General features: G+C 69.2%; 14 protein-coding genes. 7 read left to right on the top strand and 7 right to left on the bottom strand.

All coding sequences use genetic code 11. The annotated features are described in order from the left end of the window. Positions 1-46: 46 nt before the first annotated feature. The gene (locus tag PKE75_RS02605; protein ID WP_271167133.1) at positions 47-799 is read right to left on the bottom strand and encodes an SIR2 family NAD-dependent protein deacylase; all 753 of its coding nucleotides are present in this window, start codon (positions 797-799) and stop codon (positions 47-49) included. Positions 800-834: 35 nt separating this feature from the next. Between PKE75_RS02605 and PKE75_RS02600 the strand changes: the two genes are divergently transcribed. Next, the gene (locus PKE75_RS02600; protein WP_271167132.1) at positions 835-1,254 is read left to right on the top strand and encodes a VOC family protein; all 420 of its coding nucleotides are present in this window, start codon (positions 835-837) and stop codon (positions 1,252-1,254) included. A 138-nt stretch (positions 1,255-1,392) separates the two neighbouring features. Here the strand turns inward: PKE75_RS02600 and PKE75_RS02595 are convergent, their stop codons facing one another. Next, positions 1,393-2,430 carry a phytanoyl-CoA dioxygenase family protein gene (locus PKE75_RS02595; RefSeq protein ID WP_271167131.1) on the bottom strand — a complete coding sequence of 346 codons (1,038 nt, stop codon included), beginning with the start codon at positions 2,428-2,430 and terminating at the stop codon, positions 1,393-1,395. 614 nt (positions 2,431-3,044) lie between these two features. Here PKE75_RS02595 and PKE75_RS02590 point away from each other — a divergent pair. Next, entirely contained in the window at positions 3,045-3,905 is an 861-nt protein-coding gene (locus PKE75_RS02590) for a crotonase/enoyl-CoA hydratase family protein (protein WP_428979097.1), read from the top strand. Here the strand turns inward: PKE75_RS02590 and PKE75_RS02585 are convergent. Continuing rightward, positions 3,902-6,463: a hybrid sensor histidine kinase/response regulator gene (locus tag PKE75_RS02585; RefSeq protein WP_271167129.1), complete on the bottom strand. Its 2,562-nt coding sequence runs from the start codon at positions 6,461-6,463 to the stop codon at positions 3,902-3,904. The two genes, PKE75_RS02590 and PKE75_RS02585, sit on opposite strands and share 4 nt — an antisense overlap. Beyond that, positions 6,460-8,607, bottom strand: coding sequence for an EAL domain-containing protein (locus PKE75_RS02580; protein ID WP_271167128.1), 2,148 nt, complete (start codon positions 8,605-8,607; stop codon positions 6,460-6,462). Before PKE75_RS02580 ends, PKE75_RS02585 begins: the two co-directional genes overlap by 4 nt. 190 nt (positions 8,608-8,797) lie before the next feature. Between PKE75_RS02580 and PKE75_RS02575 the strand changes: the two genes are divergently transcribed. Next, entirely contained in the window at positions 8,798-10,057 is a 1,260-nt protein-coding gene (locus PKE75_RS02575) for a TIGR03862 family flavoprotein (protein ID WP_271167127.1), read from the top strand. Positions 10,058-10,063: 6 nt separating this feature from the next. On the opposite strand, the gene glmU is transcribed toward PKE75_RS02575, so the two are convergent. Beyond that, complete coding sequence (gene glmU / locus PKE75_RS02570; RefSeq protein WP_271167126.1) at positions 10,064-11,422, bottom strand: bifunctional UDP-N-acetylglucosamine diphosphorylase/glucosamine-1-phosphate N-acetyltransferase GlmU; 1,359 nt, start codon at positions 11,420-11,422, stop codon at positions 10,064-10,066. Positions 11,423-11,590: 168 nt separating this feature from the next. Here glmU and PKE75_RS02565 point away from each other — a divergent pair, with 168 nt between their 5' ends. The 3 genes from PKE75_RS02565 to mdoH all read left to right on the top strand — a co-directional run bounded on the left by PKE75_RS02565 (position 11,591) and on the right by mdoH (position 16,051). Then, positions 11,591-12,193 carry an SPOR domain-containing protein gene (locus PKE75_RS02565; RefSeq protein WP_271167125.1) on the top strand — a complete coding sequence of 201 codons (603 nt, stop codon included), beginning with the start codon at positions 11,591-11,593 and terminating at the stop codon, positions 12,191-12,193. A 139-nt stretch (positions 12,194-12,332) separates the two neighbouring features. Next, positions 12,333-13,889 (top strand): OpgD/OpgG family glucan biosynthesis protein, encoded by a 1,557-nt coding sequence (locus tag PKE75_RS02560; protein ID WP_271167124.1) that lies wholly within the window; start codon positions 12,333-12,335, stop codon positions 13,887-13,889. After that, on the top strand, positions 13,877-16,051 hold the full coding sequence (mdoH, locus tag PKE75_RS02555) for a glucans biosynthesis glucosyltransferase MdoH (protein WP_271167123.1): 2,175 nt from the start codon (positions 13,877-13,879) through the stop codon (positions 16,049-16,051). The genes PKE75_RS02560 and mdoH overlap by 13 nt, the downstream gene beginning before the upstream one ends. A gap of 172 nt (positions 16,052-16,223) precedes the next feature. On the opposite strand, the gene PKE75_RS02550 is transcribed toward mdoH, so the two are convergent. Together PKE75_RS02550 and PKE75_RS02545 are read right to left on the bottom strand one after the other, a co-directional pair. Continuing rightward, a complete protein-coding gene (locus tag PKE75_RS02550) occupies positions 16,224-17,495 on the bottom strand; it encodes a molybdopterin molybdotransferase MoeA (RefSeq protein WP_271167122.1) in 1,272 nt (423 codons plus the stop codon). Continuing rightward, positions 17,492-18,328 carry a tetratricopeptide repeat protein gene (locus PKE75_RS02545; RefSeq protein WP_271167121.1) on the bottom strand — a complete coding sequence of 279 codons (837 nt, stop codon included), beginning with the start codon at positions 18,326-18,328 and terminating at the stop codon, positions 17,492-17,494. The genes PKE75_RS02550 and PKE75_RS02545 overlap by 4 nt, the downstream gene beginning before the upstream one ends. Positions 18,329-18,473: 145 nt before the next feature. On the opposite strand from PKE75_RS02545, the gene PKE75_RS02540 reads away from it, so the two are divergent. Further along, complete coding sequence (locus tag PKE75_RS02540) at positions 18,474-18,791, top strand: sulfurtransferase TusA family protein (protein WP_309298795.1); 318 nt, start codon at positions 18,474-18,476, stop codon at positions 18,789-18,791. Positions 18,792-18,855: the final 64 nt, after the last annotated feature.

The raw sequence follows: 18,855 nt of genomic DNA, 5'->3' as shown, positions 1-18,855 counted from the left end.
TCAAGGCGCTCGGCCGTCTTTAGGGCGAAGATCGGGTTAAGCCGCGTCAGGCGAACGGCGCGAGCAGCGCGACCAGATCTGTCCGAAGCACGAGATCGGCGATAGGGTCGAGGTCGGTCGGCTCGCGGTTCGCTATGACCAGCGCGGCGCCCGCCTGCTTGGCCGAAACCGGAAGCGCCGCAGCGGGATAGACCACGAGCGAAGAGCCCAGCACGAGGAACACGTCCGCCTCGCGCGCCGCGTCCTGCGCGCGCCGCATCGCCTCCGCCGGCATCGGCTGGCCGAAGGAGATCGTGGCGCTTTTGACGAACCCGCCGCAGATGCGACACGCTGGAGGTTCGCCCGTCGCCTCGAAGCCGGGCCGGATTTCGGCGAGCTCATGACGCGCGCCGCAGTCGAGGCAGGTCGCGTAGGTTCCGTTGCCGTGAAGCTCGATCAGCTTCTCTCCGGTCACGCCGGACGCCTGGTGAAGCCCATCGATATTCTGCGTGACGACAGTCGCGATCCCGCCCTGCTCCACCAGACGCGCGACGGCGCGATGGGCGGCGTTCGGCGCCGCGCCGTTCGTCGCGTCGTCGATCGCGAACTTTCGGCGCCACGCCTCTCGCCGCGACTCGGCGGAGGACAGAAACGAGTCGAAGTCGATCGGCCGATGCCGGGTCCAGAGCCCACCCGGGCTCCTGAAGTCCGGAATGCCGGATCCCGTCGACAAGCCTGCTCCGGTGAAGGCGACGCCCCGGCGCATGCTGCGAAGCAGCGTCCCGAGGCGCTCGATCTTGCGCTGGTCGTCCCGCTCCATAGCTACCTCAGCGGCGCCCCGTCCGGAGATCGACGATGAAATACCTCCACACCATGGTCCGCGTGAGCGACATCGACGCCTCGCTCGATTTCTATTGCGCCAAGCTCGGGCTGGAAGAGGTGCGGCGCACCGAAAGCGAGCAGGGTCGCTTCACGCTGATCTTTCTCGCAGCGCCCGGGCAACGCGACGCGCAGATCGAACTGACCTACAACTGGGACCCGGAGGTCTATGGCGAGGGCCGCAATTTCGGCCACCTCGCCTATGAGGTCGAGGATATCTATGCGCTCTGCGAGGCGTTGATGGCCGCCGGCGTCACCATCAACCGCCCTCCCCGCGACGGCCGCATGGCCTTCGTCCGCTCCCCCGACAACGTCTCGATCGAGCTGCTGCAGAAGGGGGAGGCTAAACCGCCGGCCGAGCCTTGGGCGTCGATGGCCAATACCGGCAAATGGTGAGGGTCGGCCTCCCCGCTCCTGCCGCGGTGAGCCGGCAGCTGGCGGCGCCGCGCTTGAGATAGGGCGCCCGTCAGTTCGTCGCTGACCTGCCCGGTCTGCGCGTCTCCTTTTTGGCCCGCGGCCGGGACGCCGGGCTCATCACCGACGCGCCACTGGCGGAGCGGCGGCCGTGACCGTGCCCGCCTTCCGCCACGGGCTGCGGCCGAGGCCGAACCGCTCCAACCGGTCGAGCAGGCCCCAGACCAGCGGCGCCTGCCGGCGACGCAGCGGCTTGAGTGACCAGAGGTCGCCGCCCGCCCAGGGCAGGAACGGGTTGCGGCGCGAATAGGCCCAGATCTCGACGCGCGTCGATGGCCGCACGCTCTTGCCGCGCGCGTGGAAGCCGGACGTGTCTCCCACGATCAGCGTGTTGGCCGGCACCGCGAACTTCTTCGGCTCGGGCAGACGCATGCGCTTCAGGTCTTCCGGCGCGACGCGGAACGAGCCGCGCGAAGACAGCCGGTCAAGCGACGAGGCCTGCACGCTCATCCGCCGCTCCCAGGCGAGCTTGCGGGGCGTCGGCCGGTGCGAGCCGGGGACATAGACGAAGGGGCCGAGATCCTCCTCGACGTCGTGCAGAAACAGCCAGGCCTTCATCGTCGGGTGAAAGCAGTCGGCATGCACCGCCGTCTGCGGATCGGTCGCGGACCGATCGACCTGCGCGAACACCGTCTGCACGTAGACGACGGGCTCCGCGTCGAAGCTCGCGACGTAGCGCGTGAGATTTTGGAACTCAGGCATGTCGAGGACGGCGGCGCAGGCGGGCATCCGCTTCAGATTCTGCGGATCGAGCGCGATGCGACGGGTGACGGCGTCGCCCTGCTTCATCTCGCGCGCCGGCGCGTCGACGCTCTCGAGCTCAGCGGCGAGGTCTTGAAACAGGCCCTCCGGCAGAAAGTCATGCTTGACGATGAAGCCGTCGCGCTCAAAGGCGGCCCGGTCGGACGCCGCGACCCTGTGCGCGAGACTTGCGCGGCGGCGAGCCGCCATGCGATTGGCGAGCCGCACGCGCCAGACGTGGAGACCGCGCCGATTCAGCGCCGCGCTTCCGAGAATGCGGTTGTCGGCGAAAGATTTTGCGCCCGTGAAGATCTGGGCGGCCCACAGCGGAGCGAGCAGCCACCGGAGAAATGCCATCGTAATCGAAGCCCTGCTTTTGCGCTGGAGCGGAGGATCACAGTTCTGGACTGCGGCATACCGTCGCGCCACTTTCGTTGATTATATCATGTCTGTCGCGGTTCCCACCCGTTGCATAGCAGTCCTGAAGCGCATCGCACGGTCAACAGGATCGTCCGTCGGCAAACAACCCAGGGGCCTGCCGCGTTGCGGCAAACCGGACTGCGCCTTCGGGCGCGCCGAAAACTCCCTCGCGGGTCGCCAATATCCTTGTCCGACGCGCTCAGATCCTGACGCTGTTCTTCAGAATTCAACAAATCCCAAGTTGGAACAGCATTTCTACGACGCTTTCGACATCTCGCGGTTGAGTAGGACTCGCGCCGCCACACGTCAGTACTAGCGTTCGCCGCCGCCTGGATTTGAAATGGGTAAATAAAACGTTAATATCCAGTTGAGGGGGGCGGTATACGCCTCTGGGTTGTGTGCATCTGGAGTGCGCAATGTCGGCGACGATCGATCTGCGCGGACGTCCCTCATTCCCGCTCGGGTTCGCTCGCCGAAAGTTTCGTTTGGGATCGGGGAGCGCCCAAGCGGGAGTTCGCGGGGCCCCGCATCATGCGCCCCGCGGAGCGGCGATCCTAAGCGATCTGTCCTGCACGGAGGTCGACCTCGAGTATGACGCCGGGCTTCGTACGGCCTGGTGCTGGATGAATCCCGCCGACGCGCCGAGCTTTACGCCCGGCCTTTTGCGGGACCTCAAGAGTTACACGGACGCCATCCACGAAAGTTTCCGGACCGCGGACGCCGACGAGCCGGCGCCGCTCACCCATTCCGTGCTGTGCTCCCGCCTGCCGGGCGTCTTCAATCTGGGCGGAGATCTCGACCGGTTCGCGCACTGGATCCGCGAGCGGGACCGCGAGGCGCTGCGAACCTACGCCTACGCCTGCATCGACGTCCTGCACGACAACGCGATCGGGTTCGGCCACTCGGTGCTGACCATCGCGCTGGTGCAGGGCGACGCGCTCGGCGGCGGGTTCGAGACGGCGCTGTCCTGCCAGATGATCGTGGCGGAGCGGGGCGTGAAGTTCGGCCTGCCCGAAATCCTCTTCAACCTGTTCCCCGGGATGGGAGCGCTCAGCCTGCTCGCGCGCCGGATCGGGCTCGGCCAGGCCGAGAAGCTCGTCATGAGCGGCCAGATCTTCACCGCCGAGGAGCTGCACGCCATGGGCGTCGTCCAGGTGCTGGCCGAGCCGGGCGACGGCGTCGCAGAGACCCATCGTCTGATCGCGCGGAACATGAGGCGCCGGAACGGTCTCTCCGCCATCTACAAGGCGAGCCAGCGGGTGTGGCCGCTGCCTTATGAGGAACTGCGGGACATCGTCGACATCTGGGTCGACGCGGCGCTCGCGGTCGATCCCGCGGACCTGCGAAAGATGGAGCGCCTGAGCTCGGCGCAGGACAAGCGCATGAGCGTCAAGGTCGCCGCGGAGGCTTAGGCGCCGCGGCTCTCCTCGCGCTCGGGGAAGTGGTGGCGCAGGATCTTGCAGGCGCGGTTGAACTCGGCCTCCAACTGCCGGACGTGGTCTATGCCGTTGGTGGCGAGATCGCGGGCGTCGATGTTCCTGTAGGCCAGGCAGAGCTCGTACATCCCGCGCACGCCGATATTTGCGGCGCCGCTCCTCAGAGCGTGAGCCTGCTCGCGGAAGGTCGCGGCCTCGCCGCTCTCGGCCGCCTCGTGCAGGGTTCGCAGGGACGCCGCGGCGTCGTCGATGAAGGCGTCGACAAGATCGCGCAGGAACTCGCGCCCCCCAAGCTCCTCGAGCTCGCTCAGCGCGCCGCGATCGACCACCGTGCGGCGGGCGGAGCGGAAGTTCGGATGGTTCGCGATGTTCGAGACGATCTCGTCGTCGGCCGCCTGCTGCTGCGCCGTCGCGCGCTCCGCCTCCTCCAGCGCGGAGCCGGTCGCGACGCCCGTGAGTTCATAGATCGTGGCGAGCAGATGCGCGGGTTCGATCGGCTTGGTCAGGCAGGCGTCCATGCCAGCCGCAAGGCAGCGGTCCCGCACGGTGGGGGTCGCGTCCGCGGTGAGCGCGACGATCGGCGTCCTCTTCTTCCCGATCGAGGCGAAGCGATAGAGCTTGGCGCATTCGATCCCGTCGAGCACCGGCATGTTGACGTCCATCAGGACGATGTCGAAGGTCCGCTCGGTCAGAGCGTCGAGCGCGAATTCGCCGTTCTCGGCGATGCGGACATCGTGACCGGCCCGCTCCAGCACCTTGGTGATGACCTTCTGGTTGGTCCGGTTGTCTTCGGCGACGAGAATCGCGAGGCGATGCGTCGTTTGCGCGGCGATGGGCGTCGCCTGGGCTGCGATGCGTCCCGCCGAGCCGACGCTTGCGATCCGCACCATTGCGGCGAGCGCCTCCGCATTGGGCGCGGCGGCGGCTGACGCGCAGAGCAGGCGAAGCTCCACATCCGGAAGGCCCAAGGGCATGCGCGGGCTGACGAGCACGACTTCGATACGCTCCTCACGGTCGGCGGCGCGGATCGCGCGGGCGAGCGCCTCCCCGTCGAGACTTGTCTCCTCGCCGTCGATCACCACGACGCATCGTCCCTGATACGCCTCGGCGCGCAGCAGACGCAGCGCGGAGCGGATGTCGACTGCGGCCGACGCGGCGACCCCCGCGGAGGCGAGCGAGCGGACCAACGCCTCGGCGCGCTCCTCGGTCGCGGCGAGCGCGACGGTCGCCGCCGCCCGCGGCTCCTCCGCGGCGGCGTCCAGATCGAGTTCGAGATCGAGCTCGAACCAGAACACGCTGCCGACCCCCGGCTCGCTCTCCACGTCGATGCGGCCGCCCTGCAGCTCGATCAGTTGTCGGCAGATCGCGAGGCCGAGGCCGGTGCCGCCATGGCTGTTGATGATCGTTTCGTCCGCCTGGGTGAAGCTCTCGAAGATCCGCGCGCGCGCCTCGGGCGCCACGCCGATGCCGGTGTCGGAGACCTCGAAGCGCAACCGCGGGCGCTCCTCCGGGCCGCTGATCATGTCGACGCTCGCGACCACTCCCCCGGTCGCCGTGAACTTCACGGCGTTGCTCATAAGGTTGACGAGCACGTCGCGGATCTTTCGGGCGTCGCCGCGCAGCCGGTAAGGCGTCCGCGGCGTCACGTGCAGGCCGAGCCGGAGGCCCTTGGCGTGCGCCTGGGTGGCCAGCATGCCGCGCGCCGAGGCGAGCATGTCGTGCAGGTCGAAAGCGCCGATGTTGGTCGGCATGAGGCCCGCCTCGAGGCGGCTGAAGTTCAGCAGGTCGTCGATCAGGCCGAGCAGCGCCCGTCCGGCGTCGCCTGCGGTGCGGGCCATGTCGCGCTGCTCGTCGCCGAGCTCCGTCTCCTCGAGCAGGCCCGTCATGCCGATCACGGCGTTGAGCGGGGTCCTCAGCTCGTGGCTCACGCTTGCGAGGAACTGGCTCTTGGCGCGGCTGGCCTCCTCGGCGACGTCCTTGGCGTCCTGCAGCTTCTTGATCAGCGTTCCAGCATAGAGCGGCAGCACGACAAGCCCGGAGAGCAGGCCCAGCGACAGACGCAGGTTGTCGCTCCAGAATGGCGTCGTGGCGATCATGACCGCGAAACCGATCACTCCCGCCGCGGTGCCGAAGCGCAGCGCGGAGAGGCCGAAGCGGAAGCCGTTGCCGAAGATGACCCAGAGATAGAGCGGATAGAGGATCGCAGTCGTCGCGTCGCCGAGATGCATCCCGTAGGACAAAACCTCGAGATCGACGACGATGCCGATGCGCTGGCGGATCACCGAGGTTCCGGGGCGCAACAGCATGTGAACGAAAAAAAGCGCCGCTGAGCCGGCGAACAGGCTCGCGAGCTGGACGACCGACGGGTTGGAGCCCGCGAGCGAGACATAGCCGAGCACCAGCATCGCGATGACGAAGCGGTTCAGGACGATCTCGTGCTCGCGGTCCGGCCGGCCGGCGAGACGGGCCCGGATCGAAGACTTGGCGCGATCAAGGGTCCGCAGCGCGGTCTTCGCGGCGCCCGAGGACGTCATGCGCTGCGGACCAGCAGCGTCTCCCGGCGCACCAGGTCGACGAAGTCCGCGGCCGGCATCGGGCGTCCGAAGTAGTAGCCCTGCACCTCGTCGCAGCCCTCGGCGCGAAGATGGGCCACCTGCGCCGCGGTCTCGACGCCCTCGGCGATGACGTCGAGGTCGAGGCTGTGCCCGAGGCTGACGATGGCGCGCACGATCGCCGCGTCGTTCACGTCGTTGCGCAGGTTGTCGATGAAGCTGCGGTCGATCTTCAGCCGGTCGACGGGGAAGTTCTTGACGTAGGCGAGCGACGAATAGCCCGTCCCGAAATCGTCGATCGAGAAGGTCACGCCTCGCCGCTGCAGCGATTTGAGCTGCGACACCACGAGGTCAGTGTCCTGCAGCAGGATCGTCTCGGTCAGCTCGAGCTCAAGGCGCTTCGGATCGAGCCCGGATTCGTCGAGCGCGGCGCACACCACCTTCTCGACGTCGACCTTGCGGAACTGGACGCCGGAGAGGTTCACCGCGATCCGCAGCGCCGGCAGGCCGGCGGCCGGCCATGAGGCGGCCTGCGAACAGGCCTCGCGCAGCACCCACTCGTTGATCGGAACGATGAGGCCGTTCTCTTCGGCTGGCGGCAGGAAGTCGGCGGGGCTGATCAGATCGCCGCTCTCGCGCCGCCAGCGAATCAGGGCCTCGGCGCCGACGATGCGGCCGGTCGAGAGCGCCACCTGCGGCTGGTAGTGCAGTTCGAACTCCTGCCGGAGAAGCGCGCGGCGAAGGTCGCTCTCCAGCACCGTGATCGCGCGCGCGGTCGTGTCCATGTCGGCGACGAAGGCGCGGTAGCCGTCGCGCCCGTCGGCCTTGGCGCGGTACATCGCGAGATCGGCGTTCTTCAGCAGATCGTCGACATCGAAGCCGTTGTCGGGGAACAGCGCGATGCCGATGCTGGCCGACGTCGAGACCTCCTTGCCTTCGAAGAGGAACGGAACGGCGAGCGCCTCACGTACGCGGCCCGCGAGCTCGGCGGTGTCCTCGACGGCCATGACATTGGTCTGGAGGATAGCGAACTCGTCGCCGCCAAGCCGGGCGACGGTGTCGGTCTCGCGCACCGTGGCCCGCAACCGGTCGGCGACCGCCTTCAGCAGCCGATCGCCGACGTGGTGGCCGAGCACGTCGTTGATGCCCTTGAAGCGGTCGAGGTCGAACAGGTGAACCGCGAATTTGCAATCGTTGCGGCGAGCGTTTGCGATCTCGTGGCGGACCCGTTCGTTCAGCAGGGCGCGGTTGGCGAGATCGGTCAGCGCGTCGTGATGGGCGAGATGCCTCAGATGCCGCTCGGCGCGCTTGCGATCGGAGATGTCGAGCGAGGTCGTGAGCACTGCGACGATCTCGCCCGTGGCGTCACGCAGCGGCGCCTTGGTGGTGAGGAAATAGCGCCGCTCGCCGCCGCGGGTGACCATCTCCTCCTCGAAGCTCGGCATCGGCGCGCCGCTCTCGCAGATCAGGCGATCCAACGCGGCGCTGCGGCCGCCATGTTCGGGGCCGAAGATGTCCACGGCCGTGCGGCCGAGCAGCACGGAAGGCTCCAGCCCCTTCATCGCAGCCTGGTAGGCGTTGACGAAAATGCACCGGCCCGAACGATCCGACGCGCTGATCATGGCGGGAACGGTGTCGATCACCTGCGCAAGGCGTTCCGAGGAATCCCGCAGCGCCTGCTCCCGGGAGCGTTCGCTCGAACGAAGCTCGTTCTCCAGCGAGACCGCGCGGCTCGCGATCACGAGCTGCTGGCGGCGCATCTTCAGTAGATTGCGGGCGCGGGTGAGGAATTCGTGGTGGTCGACCGGGCTCTGCAGGAAGTCCGTGGCGCCGGCCTCGAGCGCGCTCAGACGAAAGCTGCGTTCCTCGTAAACCGTCAGCACGACGACGGGCACGTCCTCGCAGCCCTTGAGCGCGCGGAAGCGGCGCGTGAACTCCGCTCCGTCGAGGTCCGGCATCTTGAAGTCGGTGACCACCAGGTCGGGCGTGTTATCGGCGAGCCAGGCGAGCGCCTCGATCGGATTGCCGAAAGTCCGCACCACGACGTTCGGCTCGATCGACGCAGCGAGCTTCCCGAAAATATTCCGGTTGGTGATCCGGTCGTCGAGGATGCAGATCAGCGCCATGTCGTTCCGGACACCTCGTGGCCGCGGCCTTAGAAAGCGCGTCGACCTTGCCGTCAGCAGCCGCGGAGCGGACATCGGACCCGGTCGATCCAACATCCCCGTTTAGCAAGCGCGGCTTAAGGAATAGAGAATCGCCACGGTGACACTTGGTCCTATGCCGGCTGGAACTACGAAAATAGAAAGGGCGCATGTGCTTCATTCGTTGGACGGGGACGATCTTCGTCCGGACGTCGCGCCCGAGGTCGCCGTCGTCGGGGCGGGTCCCGCGGGATTGATGGCCGCCGAACGGCTGGCGGCCTCCGGCTGCGCGGTCACGGTCTTCGAGGCGATGCCCTCGGTTGCGCGCAAGTTCCTGCTCGCCGGGCGAGGCGGGCTGAACCTCACCCATTCCGAACCCGCCGAGCGCATGCTCGGGCGTTACGGCGAGGCCGCGGCCGCGCTTCGCGCCGCGCTCGACGCCTTCTCTGCGCAGGCGCTCACGCGCTGGTGCGAGGGGCTCGGCGTCGAGACCTTCGTCGGCACGAGCGGACGGGTGTTCCCGAAGAGCCTGAAGACCTCGCCGCTGCTGCGCGCCTGGCTCGGGCGGCTCGGAGAGCAAGGCGTCGAGATCGAAACCAGGCGACGCTGGACCGGCTTCGCCGACGATGGCGGCCTCGTGTTCGACACGCCCGACGGGCCGCTGCGCGTCCGACCGGCCGCCACCGTGATCGCGCTCGGCGGCGCAAGCTGGCCCCGTCTTGGATCGGACGCCGGCTGGGTCGAGCCGCTCGGCGAACTCGGAGTCGATATCGCGCCGCTGCGGCCCGCGAATTGCGGATTCCTCGCGCGGTGGTCCGAACATTTCGTCGAGCGCTTCGCCGGCGAGCCGATCAAGCGCGCGGCGTTGAGCTTCGAGGGCGAGACGGCCCGCGGCGAGGCGATGGTCACCCGCGCCGGGATCGAGGGCGGGCTCATCTACGCGCTCTCGCGCCGGCTGCGCGAGGCGATCGACCGCGACGGCGAGGCGACCCCGCTGCTCGACCTGCGGCCGGATCTGAGCCTCGACGCGCTCTCGACGAAGCTCGCCGCGGCGCGCGGCAGCCGCTCGCTCTCCACTCATCTCCGCAAGGCGGCGTATCTCTCGCCGGTCGCGATTGCGCTGCTCCGGGAGCTTGGTCCGCGCGAGGCGGTGCCGGAGGCGCTGGCGCGCGCCATCAAGGCGCTTCCCTTGCGTCTGACGGGCGTCCAGGGGCTCGACCGGGCGATCTCGACGGCCGGCGGCGTGCGCTTCGCCGAGCTCGACGAGCGCTTCATGTTGAAGCGGCGGCCGGGGGTGTTCCTCGCCGGCGAGATGCTGGACTGGGAGGCGCCGACCGGCGGCTACCTGCTTCAGGCGACGTTCGCGACAGCGGTCGCAGCGGCCCAAGGCGCGGCGGCCTGGGCCGGGGCCGCCGTCATGGCGCGCCCTTGAGTCCCGTCAGTCGCGGGCCTTCGCGGCCTTCAGGGCGGCCTTGAGCCTCGCGGCGCGACCGGGCTTGGTGACCTGGCGGGCGCGCGCGATGGCGAGGCCGTCGGCCGGCACGTCGTCGGTCACCACGCTGCCTGTGCCGACATAGGCCCCCTCCCCGATCGTCACCGGCGCGACGAGCGAGGAGTTGGTGCCGATGAAGACACCGGCCCCGATCGTGGTGCGGTGCTTGGCGAAGCCGTCATAGTTGCAGGTGATCGTGCCCGCTCCGAGATTGGCGCGCGGGCCGACGCTGGCGTCGCCGACATAGGCGAGGTGGTTGACCTTTGCGCCCTCGCCGACTTCGGCGTTCTTGATCTCGACGAAATTTCCGACGCGCGCGCCTGCCGCGAGCTGCGTCCCCGGCCTCAGCCGGGCGAAGGGGCCGACCGAGACGCCCGGGCCGACATAGGCGCCGTCTAGGTGGCTGAAGGCGTGGATCACGGCGCCTTCAGCCACCACCACCCCGGGACCGAACACGACGTTGGGCTCCACCGTGACGTCGGGCCCGAGAACGGTGTCGTGGGAGAAAAACACGGTCTCCGGCGCGATCAGCGTGGCGCCCTCGTCCATCGCGGCCGCGCGCAGGCGGCGCTGGAAGGCGGCCTCGACCGCCGCGAGCTGCGCGCGGGTGTTGACGCCCTGCACCTCGGCCTCGGGCGCCGCCTCGGCGGCGACCGCGAGCCCGCTCATCACGGCGACCTCGACGATGTCGGTGAGGTAGAATTCACGCTTGGCGTTGTCGTCTCCGATCCTGTCGAGCAGGTCGAGCGCGTGCGCGCCGGAGATCGCGATGATGCCCGCGTTGGAGAGCTTGATCGCGCGCTCCTCGTCGCTGGCGTCCTTCTCTTCGCGGATCGCCACGAGGCTCTCGCCCCGCGAGATCAGCCTGCCGTAGCCGGTCGGGTCTTCCGCCTCGAAGCCGAGCACCACGACCGACGCCCCGTGGGCGAGCGGGGCGCGGAGACGTTCAAGGGTCTCGGTCCGCACAAGCGGGGTGTCGCCATAGACCACCAGCACGTCGTCGAAGCCCTGCCGCAGCGCTTCCCGTGCGGCGAGCACGGCGTGCGCCGTTCCGCGGCGCTGCTCCTGCACGAACACGCTGGCGCCCGGCGCGACCTTGGCGGCCTCCGCGGCCACGTCCTCGCGATCGGGACCCACGACCACCGCGAGCGCATCTGCGCCAGCCGCCCGCGCGGTCGCGAGCACATGGGCGAGAAGGCTTCTGCCGGCGGCCTGATGCAGCACCTTCGGCGTCGTCGAGCGCATCCGCGTCCCCTCGCCGGCGGCGAGCACGACGGTGAGGCAGCTGCGAGCGGATGCGGACATGTCGGACTCTGGCGATAAGGACGAAGAGCAGCGGAGGGGACCGAAGCGGCGGGAAGACAGTGGCGGCTCGAGCCGCCGGCCGCAACCCGTCGGGCGCGCCTCGACACGCTGTGAAAGCCGCGACTCAAGCTATCCTCTCTTTGATTCTCCCGGCGCGCAGGAGCGGGCTTGAACCATCGCAGCATCGACGACCGTCCGGCCGCCGTCACCCATCTTTCGCCGGTCGCTCCCACCGTGATCTGGGGCGCGCTGATGACCGTCGCGCTCGCCGCCGCCGCGGCGACCGCCTGGAGCGCCCGGGGCGAAATCCGCGAGCGGATGGTCGCCTCGGATCAGGGTCTGCAGCTCAAGCGCGAGATGGCGGCGCTGGCGGCCGAGCGGGCCGAGCTCGCCGAGCGCCTCGGCAGGCTTGAGCGCGGCCTCGGCGAACTCAAGCTCGCCGCCCGCGCGTCCACCCGGGGCGACGTCACCGGCTCCATAGGTCATACGCCGGAGACCCGGACCGGAGCCTTCGCCGTCTCGCTCGGACCGGACGTTTCGATGGACGCCGTCCGGCGTCGGTGGAGCGCGCTCGTCGCGCGCTATCCGCAGGCGCTCGCGCGGCTCACTGGCCGCGCCGTCAAGTCGGACGACGACGGCGGGGTGTATGATCTGGTCGCTGGCCCCTTCACCACACGGGCCGAGGCCGACGGCGCATGCGCGACGCTTGCAGATCAGGGCTTCGCCTGCGATACGACGGTCTTCGCCGGCGAGCCGCTGGCGCGGCCCTAAGGTCCCGTCATCGGGGGGTTCTGGCCGGTCGCCCCGCTCGCGCTCTGGACTTGCCGTGGGAGCGCAACATCATCGGTTCGTCACGATCCTCCGTTTTCCATCGCGGGCCAGCGCGGCCCGCGGCATGCGTGCTGCGTCCATGAACCGTCGAGAGTTCGTCACGGGAGCCGTCGCGGTTCCGCTGCTCGCTTCAGCCGCTCAGGCTCAGGCTCCAGCCGATCCGGCGTCCGCCCCCGCTCCGTCGCCCGCTCCTCCTCCCGACCTTTACGCCGACGGCGCGCCGTTCAGCCGGGAGGCGCTTGAGGAGCATGCCCGACTGCTGTCGACCCGCGCCTACGAGGCGCCGGCGTCGACCCTGCCAAACAGTTTCGCCGAATTGCCGCGCGACGTGTTCAGCACGATCAGGATGATCCCCGATCGGGCGCTGTGGCTGAACGACAACCGCGGCTTCGCCCTGAACGTGCTGCCGGGCGGCTTCATCTACCGCTCGCCCATGCGCATCGCGACCGTCGAGGACGACCGGGTGCGGATGCTGCCCGAAGACAGCTCATGGTTCGATTTCGGTCGCGCCCCCAAGCCCCCGGCTGACAAACCTTTTCCGTTTTCAGGGTTCACCGCCCGCTCGGCCCTCGACAAGCCCGACGAGTTCCGGGAGTTCGCGACTTTCCAGGGCGCGACGATCTACCGGGCGCTCGCCCGCGGCCAGATCTTCGGCACCTCGTCGCGCGGCCTCGCGGTCGACACCGGCGAGCCGGACGGCGAGGAGTTCCCGCTGTTCCGCGCCTTCTGGATCGAGCGTCCGGCGGCGGGGTCCGGCAATCTCGTCGTCCATGCGCTGCTGGACAGCCGGCGGCTGACCGGGGCGTACCGCTTCACGCTGAGACCGGGCGAGATAACGGTCGTCGACGTCGAGCTGACGCTGTTCCCGCGCGAGACGCTCAATCATGTCGGCGTCGGGCCGATGACCTCGATGTTCCTGTTCGGGCCGAACGATCGCGCGGGCGTCGACGACATCCGCGGTCAGGTGCACCGCGCGGACGGCTTGCAGATCTGGAACGGGGCCGGGGAGTGGATCTGGCGTCCGCTCAGCAATCCGAGCGACCTGCAGATCAGCGTGTTCACCGACGAGAATCCGAAGGGCTTCGGCCTGCTGCAGCGCGAGCGCTCGTTCGCCGCCTACAACGACCTCGGCCGCCGCTATGACCGCATGCCGAGCGCCTGGATCGAGCCGATAGGAGACTGGGGCAAAGGCCAGCTCCAGCTGCTCGAGATCCCGACCGACACCGACATCAACGAGAACATCGTCGCCTACTGGCGGCCCAAGGAGCCGCTCGCGGCCGGGCAGCGGCTGTCGATGGCTTACCGTATGAATTGGTGCTGGACGCCGCCGGACCGCTCGACCGGAGCGATCGTGGCCGCGACCGTCACCGGAGCGGCAGGCGGCAGGCGTCGGCGTTTCGTGGTCGATTTCGCAGGCGACGCCGTGGCCGATCCCGCCCGCCAGATCCGGGCGAACGTCACGACGTCGGTCGGCCAGATCCGTGAACCGGTCGGCCGCCCGAACCCCGAACTCAAGGGCTATCGCGTCACTTTCGACCTCGACCCGGGCGACGAGGAGCTTTGCGAGCTGCGCATGGCGCTCGAGGCGGACGGAGGTCCCATCAGCGAAACGTGGCTGTATCGATGGACCCCGTGACCGAACAGACAGCCGCGCTTCCCGGCGTGAACACGCCCGACGCGATGCCGCCCGAACGGCCGATCGCGATGCCGCAGCAGCCTCTGAAGAGTTGGTCGCGCTCCGACGAACGCAAGCCGCTGCGCCCGGAGGCGTGGACGACGCCTTGGGCCAGCCGTATCCTGGTCTGGACCGGCGCGATCGTCGCGACCGGCTTCGGCGCGCGCGAGATGTACCGCGTGGTCGAGGTCGGCGGCGTCACCGCGCTCGAATGGGCGCTGCTCGCGCTGTTCGTCGTCAACTTCGCATGGATCGCGCTCGCCTTCGCGAGCGGCGTCATCGGCTTCTTCGCGCTCGTCGGCCGTCCCGCCCTAGTGCAGCCGGCCCTGCCGGACAGGCTCACCACGCGGACCGCGCTCGTCATGCCGATCTACAACGAGCAGCCGAGCCGGGTGTTCGGAGCCGTGCAGGCCGCCTACGAAGATGTGCAGAAGCTCGGATTCGGCGCGCATTTCGACTGCTTCCTGCTCTCCGACACCACCGATCCGGACGTCTGGATCGCCGAGGAGCGCGCCTTTCTAGAGCTGCGTCAGTCGCTCGGACCTGACGCTCGGATCTACTACCGCCACCGCGCCAAGAACCACCGCCGCAAGGCCGGCAACATCGAGGATTTCGTAAAGCGCTGGGGAGGCGGCTACGACCACATGCTGGTCCTGGACGCCGACAGCCTGATGACCGGCCACGCCGTGATCGCGCTCGCAGCCGCCATGGAGGCCGACCCCGACGCCGGGATCATCCAGACGCTGCCGCTCGTCATCAACCGCAACACGCTGTTCGCGCGGCTCCAGCAGTTCGCGAGCCGCGTCTATGGCCCGGTGATCGCCTCCGGCATCGCCGTTTGGTACGGACGCGACGGCAATTACTGGGGCCATAACGCGATCATCCGCACCGAGGCGTTCGCGGAAGGAGCTGGCCTACCCGACCTTCCCGGCAAGCCCCCTTTCGGCGGGCTGATCCTCAGCCACGACTTCGTCGAGGCCGCCCTCATCCGGCGCAAGGGTTGGGCGGTCTACATGCTGCCGCGGATCGAGGGCTCCTACGAGGAGAGCCCGCCCTCTCTGATCGACGTCGGCCAGCGCGACCGGCGGTGGTGCCAGGGCAACCTGCAGCACAGCGGCCTGCTCGGAACCCGCGGCCTGCATCCGCTTAGCCGCCACCACTTCCTCAACGGCATCTTCTCCTACCTCGCCTCGCCGTTCTGGATGTTCATGCTCCTGTGCGGCATCGCGCTCGCGCTGCAGTCGAAGTTCATCCGGCCGGAATATTTCACCGACGAATTCTCGCTGTTTCCCGCCTGGCCGCGCTTCGACGCCGAGCGGGCGCTCACGCTGTTCGGCGTGACGATGGTGATCCTGATCGCGCCCAAGGTGTTCGGGCTGATCGTCTATCTGCTGCACGGGCCGTCGCGGCGGGCGGGCGGCGGGGCGATACGCATCGTGATCTCGGCGATCCTCGAGATCATCCTGTCCTCGCTGTTCGCGCCGATCATGATGCTCGTCCAGTCGGGCTCGGTGTTCCAGATTCTAGCCGGCGGCGCGACGGGCTGGAACCCGCAGCGCCGCGACGACGGCTCGATCCCGTTCGCCGACATCGTCCGTCGTCACAAATGGCACACCGCCCTCGGGGTCGTGACGCTTGGCGCGGGCGCCGCGATCGCGCCCTCGCTGGTGGCGTGGATGTCTCCGACGATCGCCGGCCTTCTGCTCGCGATACCGCTGTCGTGGCTCTCGGGGCATCTCGGCACGGGACTGGCGCTGAAGCGGCTCGGACTGATGCTGATCCCCGAGGAGACCCATGTTCCGGAGATCGCGACCGCCGCCAAGGCGAACGGTCAGCGGCTCGCCGCAGCCGGCGTCGACGGAGCCGACGCTCTGGTCACGCTCCATGACGATCAGCGCTTCTTCGTCGAGCATGAACGCATGCTGCCGGTGGCCCCGCGCCGGCAGAAGGGGGCCATCGAACCGGACCGTGTCATGGCGGCGGCCAAGCTTTCCGAGGCGGAGACGCTCGGCGATGCGATCGTCTGGCTCAACCAGAAGGAACGGACGGTCGTGCTGCACGATCGCGCGCTCCTCGGGCTGCTCGCCCGCCTGCCGAAGGACGCGCCTTCGCCTGCCGAGTGACGCATCCGCGCCAGGTGGATCGAAAATAATAAATGCGCAAAACGCCGGAACTCGGCCGCAATCGTCCTGTTATGTAGACAATCCTCTCGCGTCGGCGCCGTTTTCGTAAGCCGACGGAGCGCACCGTCCGGCCGCCCGTTCCCCTGCGGGCGGCCTTTTTTTGCCTTTTGGATCAGAGCTCGAGCGCGGCCTCGAACGGCAGGAAGCCGATCGCGTCGCCTGGCTTCACCTCATCCCTTCCGGCGGGAATGACGGCCAGACCGTCCGCCGCAATCAGCGGCGCGAGCCGCGCCGAGCCGCCGCGACCGAGCTTTTCGACCCGCAGGACGCCCCGCTCGTCGACGCCCCGCAGCGCCGCGGGCGCGAATTCGGTGCGGGTCCCCGGACCTTTCTGCGAAAATCCCGCCGCCGCCGGCAGCGGCCGGAACGGCCTCGGCGACAGGCCGGCAAGCCTCTCGAGCGCGACCCGGCCGATCAGCATATGCGCGACCAGGGCCGCGAACGGGTTTCCGGGAAGGCCGATCAGGGCCGCCCTCCCGAGACGGCCCGCGACCACGGGCTTGCCGGGCTTGAGCGCGACCCGCGCCAGTTCGAGCCGCCCGCCGCCTGCGAGCACGGCCGCCGCCAGATGGTCCTCGTCGCCGACCGACGTCGCGCCGCTTGTCACGATCGCGTCGCAGCGCGCGGCCGCGTCCAGAAGCAGGCGCCGCAGAGCCTCGGGGTCGTCGGGCGCGACGCCGAGGTCGACGACCTCATGAGATGGCCTGTCCAGAATGGCGGCCAGCATGGGGCGGTTGGCGTCGTGGATCTTGCCGGGCCTCAGCGCCTCGCCCGCCCGTAACAGCTCGTCGCCGGTCGACAACAGCCCGATCACGACGCGGCGGCGCACGCGCGCCTCGGCGACGCCGGCGGCCGCAAGGATCGCGATATGCCGCGCGTCGAGCCTGACCCCCGCCGGCACGATGACCTCGCCGACGCACACGTCCTCGCCGCGTCGGCGGATGTTGGCGCCGGGCTCAGGCGTGGCGCGGAGCCGGATATGATCGCCGCTCCGTTCCGCCCGTTCCTGCATGACGACCGTGACGGCGCCGGGCGGCAGCGGCGCTCCGGTGAGGATGCGGGCGGCTTCGCCGGGATTGAGCGGCGCGCCCCCGCCAGGCGCTCCGGCGGCCAGCCGGGCGCGCACGACGTGCTCGCGTCCGAGGTCCGCGAGCGCGAAGCCGTCCATCGCGGAATGGTCGAACGGAGGCAGCGGCGTCGGGCTGACCACCGGCCCGGACGAGATGCGGCCCGCGAGCTTCGCCAGACCGACGATCTCCTCGCCGACCGGGTGATCGATCATTGAGGCCGCACGCTCCTGGGCGGCGACGACCGACAGAAGCGCGGGATCGGCGCAGAGGTCGCCGGCCAGAACTGCGTGATCGTGGCGGGCCCCGCCGATCAACCCTCCCGCTCCGGATCGGACGGCTCTTCGGCTCCCTGCTGTTGTCGGGCGACCGCCTCCGCCGCCGCGATCTCCTCGCCGCTGAGAGCGCCGCGAACGGCGTCGAGGAACGTCGCCGCGAGCGGGCTGCCGCCATCGTCTGCGCGCGTCAGCCAGACGAGCGCCGCGCGATCGTCCCGTTCGACGCCTGACCCGAGATGGAGAGCGCCGCCGAGCATGGCCTGGGCGTCGGGCTCGCCGCGCCGCGCCGCCTCGTACCACCAGCGCGCGGCCTCCTCGGGATCACGCTCCATGCCGAGCGCGTCGTGCGCGATGAGGCCGAGCCGGGTCATGCTGGTCGCGACCTCCTGCTCGGCGGCGGCGAGCGCCCAGCGTCGCGATTCGACCGGATCGGCCTCGACGCCCTGCCCCTCCAGCAGCATCCAGCTCAACATGTCCTGCGCCGCGGCGTCGCCGCCCTCCGCCGCCAGCCGGTAGAGCTCGAAGGCCGCGACGTCGTCTTGCGCGGCGCCGCCCTCCCCTTTGAAGCAGAGCGCGGCGAGGTTGCGCTGACCCAAGGCGTCCCCCGCCTCCGCCGCCCGGCGGAACCAGTCGACCGCCTCGTAGAGATCCCGCTCGACGCCGAGCCCGTCCGCGTAGCAGGCGCCGAGATTGCTCTGCGCGCGCGGAACGCCGCCCTCGGCGAGCGGCCGCCACATGGCGACAGCCATCTCGTAGTCGCCCCGCCCGGCTGCTTTTGCAGCCGAGGCCAGCAGCGCCTCGATGTCGCCGTCCTCCTGCTCCTGGTCGGTCTCGGAGCCGCCGCCTCGGAATATGCGGCCGAACCAGCTCATCACGCGCGCTCCAGACGCAAGCGTCGCGCGGCCGCGCATCGCCCAAGGAGCCATGCCGGGATGGGTTCGGGAACGGTCGTTCTCGTCACGGCTTTCTGGCGACCCCGCTGGACGTGGCACGCATCAATAGCGAAGAAGAGGACGATTGAAAGCCGTCAGCGTGCGGCTGATCACGAACGACCCGCCGAACGTCGGCGCAGTCCCGGGAGCGAGGTTCGCGATGGACGGTCCCGAACAGCCGCGTCTGCTCGACCTTCGGGGACTGCGCTGCCCGCTGCCGGCGCTGAAGACGAAGAGGGCTCTGCGGTTCGCCGGGCCCAGTCGGAGACTTTTGGTGCTCTCTGACGACCCGCTCGCCCTCGTCGACATCCCGAACGCCGTGCGGGAGGCGGGCGACGCCGTGCTCTCCGCCGGTCGCGAAGGCGACGCGGCGACTTTTCTCGTGATGAAGCGAAGCCCTTGATCTATCGACGATATGACTATCGTCGTCTTCTGCGCCGCAGCAAGGTTTCGAATGGCGCGTTTTC

Origin of the sequence: Hansschlegelia plantiphila (genome assembly GCF_027922265.1) — a bacterium.
GTDB lineage: Bacteria > Pseudomonadota > Alphaproteobacteria > Rhizobiales > Methylopilaceae > Methylopila > Methylopila plantiphila.
Note: the sequence above shows the minus strand (reverse complement) of the source record. Positions and strands in the feature narration are given on the sequence as shown.